The organism is Methylocystis suflitae (assembly GCF_024448135.1).
Lineage (GTDB): Bacteria > Pseudomonadota > Alphaproteobacteria > Rhizobiales > Beijerinckiaceae > Methylocystis > Methylocystis suflitae.
The window spans coordinates 1-3,887 of record NZ_JAMRYX010000238.1; the positions used below are offsets into that span (position 1 = coordinate 1).

A 3,887-nucleotide genomic window follows, 5' to 3' on the forward strand; every position below is an offset into this window, starting at 1 on the left:
TTGAACTCACGCCTTCGCCGAAAGGCCGACGGTGATCCAGCTGACGCCCTCGAAGACCAGATTGATCGCGAGGAAGAGGCCGAGGATGTAGAGGCCCGACATCGGCCACTGGGCCAGGATCATTCCGCCCAGCACGATGCTGATCAGCCCCGAGAACGCCACGAGGCCCCAGGGGCCGACATCGCGGATGTGCCAGGCAAGGATCAGTTTGAACAGGCCGGCGGCGATCAGCGCGACGCCGATGATCGCCGTCAGCGACACCGCCGCGAGCAAAGGATCGCGGAAGACCAGAAAGCCCGCGACGATCGTGATGACGCCGATCGCGCCCCAGAGCAGCGCCCTGGTCCAGGGCCGGATCTGAATGGCGGTGATGATCTCCATCGCGCCGGCGACAAGCATCGCCGCGCCGACATAGAACACCGTCACGAGCGTGGCTGTCGTCACGTCGTAGAGCGCAAACAGTCCGCCGGCGAGCATGAGCGCGCCGAGCGCGACGATCCATCCCCATTTGCGGCGCAGATGATGCAAATGCATCGCGCGCCCGTCGTAAATCAGGCTGTCATTGACCATATCGGCCTCCAATTCGGTAGGAACAATCATTGGTAGGCGGGGCGCGTTTCTCAATGATGAACGTTGCGACGATACCGCCCCTCGCCCGGCCCCTCGCCCGCCGGAAGCTTAACGCGCTGGACTGCACGAAGTTCCGCGCTGCGAAGGCGTAAAAGATTCGGCGCTTGACCCGGCCGCCGAAATCGCGATTTTCGCGCCATGGGAGCCGCCGATCGCCTCGAATCGACACGCGACGCGATTTGCCGCGCTGCGGTGGACTGTGGTCGCGATCCTGGCTCCATTCGCCTCGTCTGCGTCACCAAGACCTTTCCGGCCGAGGATGTGGCGCCGCTGCTGGAAGCGGGCCATCGCATTTTCGGGGAAAACCGCGTGCAGGAGGCTATGGCGAAGTGGCCGGCGCTGCGCGAAAAATATCCGGACATCGAATTGCATCTCATTGGCCCGCTGCAGTCGAATAAGACCCGCGAGGCAGTCGAACTCTTTGACGTCATCGAGAGCGTCGACCGCGAAAAGATCGCCAGGGCGCTGTCCGAGGAAATCGCCAGGACCGGCAAGCGCCCGCGGCTGTTCGTGCAGGTCAACACCGGCGCCGAGCCGCAAAAGGCCGGCGTCCTTCCCGAAAACGCCGACAGCTTTCTGGCCGCCTGTCGCAATATATACGGGTTGCAGATCGACGGGCTGATGTGCGTGCCGCCCGTGGGCGAACAGGCGTCTCCGCATTTCGCGCTGCTCGCCGACATCGCCGCGCGCAATGGGATCAAGGAACTGTCCATGGGCATGAGTTCGGATTTCGAACTCGCGATCCAGTTAGGGGCGACCTATGTCCGGGTCGGTTCGGCGATCATGGGCGAGCGCGACTATCCCGCGTGAGGCGGCGGCCTTCCCAGACTCGCGCAGATGTTGGCGGGCCGGGCCCCCAACCCTCCCCCGCTTCGCGGGAGAGGGAGTTCGGTTCGGCGTTTCATCAGCACTGGCGTCACGCTACGCTGTGGTCGCGCCCGCGAATGCCGCTCGTTAGCGTCCCCTCTCCCGCGAAGCGGGGGCGGGGCAGGGAGGGGGCTCAGCGCTATCCGATCAAGACCACGACCCCGCGTCCCAACCTCGGCAGAAGCCGCGCCATGTCGCGGGCGCGCAATGCGACGCAGCCGGCGGTCGGGGACAGGTCTTCTGTGGCGATATGAAAGAAAATCGCGCTGCCGCGACCGCGCAGGCGAGGGCGAAGATTGTAGCCCATCACGCCGACGGCGTTATAGAGCCCGTCCTTGCGCCACATCTCCTCATGCCCGAGGCGCGACGGCGCCCGCAGCGGTTTGTTATAGACGAAGGAGCGCGGATCGTCGCACCAGAGGTCGCCCGGCCGCGTGCGCCGCCATGGCAGGTGCAAGGGCGCGGGCGCGCGCAGGTAAAAATAGAGAAGCGGCCAGCGGCCGGCCGGACTCGCGCCATCGCCTTCGCGCTTGTTGCGCACAACGCCGCTGCGGCCAAGCGCGCAAGGAAGAACGAGCGAGCCGGCGATCAGCCTTCCCTCGTGCGGGCGCCCGCCTATGCGCCGCGCAACGCGCAGCACGGCCAGTCCGGCAGGTTTCGTCCGGTTCGTTCGTAGATGCATGATGCGTTATATGCGCCGCTCGCCGGCGCGTCTGACCGCCTATAGCAGGAATATTCTCTTCGAAGCGAGGAGCGACAGCCGATGTTCTTTCCGCGCGCTCTGATCATCGCCGCCGAACCACAGTTACGGGCGACGCTCGTCGAGCAATTCGCCGCGCTGGGCCGCTATGCGCTGCGCGACGACCAGCTCGGCGCGCCGGGAGAAGATTGGCCGGATGCGGCGATCGTGGACGAAGCCCATTGCGATCCCAAAGCGCTTGCCGATGCGCGCGCGCAGGGCTGCACGACCCGTGTCGTGCTCATCACAAATGGGCCGAAATCGCCGCCGCAGGGAGTCGACGCCGTCGTTACGCGTCCCTTCCGCTTTGCGGAACTGGTCGCGCTGATCGATTCCACGCCTTCTGGGGCGGCTGTCGGCCCCTATCGTTTCGAGGCCGGCGAACTCCGGGCGCCTTCTGGCGCGCGCTTGAAGCTGACCGAAAAAGAGACGGCGATTCTCGCGAGGCTGGCGCGCGCGCACGGCGCGACGGTGTCTCGCGCGGCGCTGCTTCGCGACGTGTGGGGCTACGGTCCGAATATGTCGACCCGTACGCTCGAAACGCACATTCACCGTCTGAGGCGCAAGCTCGAGCCATCGCCCGAACGGCCGCGCTGGATCAAAACGCAAGGCGACGGTTACCGGCTCGCCGCCAGCGAAGAGGACCCCGCGTCTTAACGCTTACGCCACGCTTACGCCGCGCTGCCGGCGCATACAGAGATTGCGTGGGGGACGCCGAACAAAAGTGACATGACGCTGGACGACGATATCGACAATTTCGCGCGCATTCCCCTCTTTTCGAACTTCGAGCCGAACGCCCTGCGTATGCTCGCGCTTTCCACAGAAACGCGCCTGCTGCGCGCCGGCGACGTCCTGTTTCGACGCGGCGAAATGTCGGATGGCGGCTATGTGCTCACCTTGGGGTCGATCGCGCTGACCGCCGCAAACGACGGACATCCTCAGGCGAAGATCGTCCGGCCCTGGACGCTGATCGGCGAAACCGCCCTCCTCGCGCCGTCGACGCGCCCCGCCGCCGCGATCGCGCAGGAACCGGCCACGGTGCTTAAGATCTTGCGACCATTGTTTCATTTGATTTTGGAGCAGCATCCGGCGACCGCCGCTCGCGTGCGCGATTTCATTCGCTGCAGGCTTTTGGATTTCATCCACGATATCGGCGCCGAGGCGTCGGCGTCTGACAGCGACGTCGGGCGCTTAACGTAAACGCCCAAAAAAGTCACGTTTCAGCCTCTCGCAGCGGATCAATTTCCGCCTAACTAAGTTGTTAGTGCGGCGTGAGCTCCAGGGGAGTTTTCGGCGCAGCGCGGCAGGACGCCGCGCCAGCAGGAGGATGATCGATGCGAAAAGGCCTGAAATTGGCGCTGTCCGGCGCGCTCTGCAGCGCGACATTGGCGACCGGCGTTCCGGAAGCGATCGCCGGTCCAATGAGCGCGCCCGATCGGTCGGTTGTGGCGCCTTCGAGCCCGGTCGAAAATGTTTGGTATCGTCGCGGCTGGGGCTATCGCGGCCGGGGCTACGCCTACCGGCGCGGCTATTACAACCCTGGCGCCGCCGTCGCCGCGGGCGTCGGCCTCGGACTTTTAGGCGCCGGCCTCGCGGCTTCGAGCGCCTATGGCGGCTATTACGACTACCCCTATGGCTATGGCTATTACCC

General features: G+C 65.1%; 6 protein-coding genes. 4 read left to right on the forward strand and 2 right to left on the reverse strand.

From position 1 onward, the window contains the following. Positions 1 to 6: 6 nt before the first annotated feature. A complete protein-coding gene (locus tag NEI07_RS18400) occupies positions 7 to 600 on the reverse strand; it encodes an HdeD family acid-resistance protein (RefSeq protein WP_256036647.1) in 594 nt (197 codons plus the stop codon). Positions 601 to 768: 168 nt separating this feature from the next. Between NEI07_RS18400 and NEI07_RS18405 the strand changes: the two genes are divergently transcribed. After that, a complete protein-coding gene (locus NEI07_RS18405; RefSeq protein WP_256036650.1) occupies positions 769 to 1,440 on the forward strand; it encodes a YggS family pyridoxal phosphate-dependent enzyme in 672 nt (223 codons plus the stop codon). Between the two features lie 196 nt (positions 1,441 to 1,636). On the opposite strand, the gene NEI07_RS18410 is transcribed toward NEI07_RS18405, so the two are convergent. Next, a complete protein-coding gene (locus tag NEI07_RS18410; RefSeq protein ID WP_256036652.1) occupies positions 1,637 to 2,179 on the reverse strand; it encodes a L,D-transpeptidase family protein in 543 nt (180 codons plus the stop codon). A gap of 81 nt (positions 2,180 to 2,260) precedes the next feature. On the opposite strand from NEI07_RS18410, the gene NEI07_RS18415 reads away from it, so the two are divergent. The 3 genes from NEI07_RS18415 to NEI07_RS18425 all read left to right on the forward strand — a co-directional run. Then, complete coding sequence (locus NEI07_RS18415; protein WP_256036655.1) at positions 2,261 to 2,893, forward strand: winged helix-turn-helix domain-containing protein; 633 nt, start codon at positions 2,261 to 2,263, stop codon at positions 2,891 to 2,893. A gap of 72 nt (positions 2,894 to 2,965) precedes the next feature. Continuing rightward, entirely contained in the window at positions 2,966 to 3,436 is a 471-nt protein-coding gene (locus NEI07_RS18420; RefSeq protein WP_256036656.1) for a cyclic nucleotide-binding domain-containing protein, read from the forward strand. Between the two features lie 134 nt (positions 3,437 to 3,570). Continuing rightward, the coding region (locus NEI07_RS18425; protein WP_256036659.1) for a hypothetical protein at positions 3,571 to 3,887 on the forward strand (317 nt) is incomplete at its 3' end.

Coding starts and splice junctions, on each gene's coding strand:
- NEI07_RS18400 (WP_256036647.1), bottom strand. CDS start 600: ATGATTGTTCCTACCGAATTGGAGGCCGATATGGTCAATGACAGCCTG.
- NEI07_RS18415 (WP_256036655.1), top strand. CDS start 2,261: ATGTTCTTTCCGCGCGCTCTGATCATCGCCGCCGAACCACAGTTACGG.
- NEI07_RS18405 (WP_256036650.1), top strand. CDS start 769: ATGGGAGCCGCCGATCGCCTCGAATCGACACGCGACGCGATTTGCCGC.
- NEI07_RS18410 (WP_256036652.1), bottom strand. CDS start 2,179: ATGCATCTACGAACGAACCGGACGAAACCTGCCGGACTGGCCGTGCTG.
- NEI07_RS18420 (WP_256036656.1), top strand. CDS start 2,966: ATGACGCTGGACGACGATATCGACAATTTCGCGCGCATTCCCCTCTTT.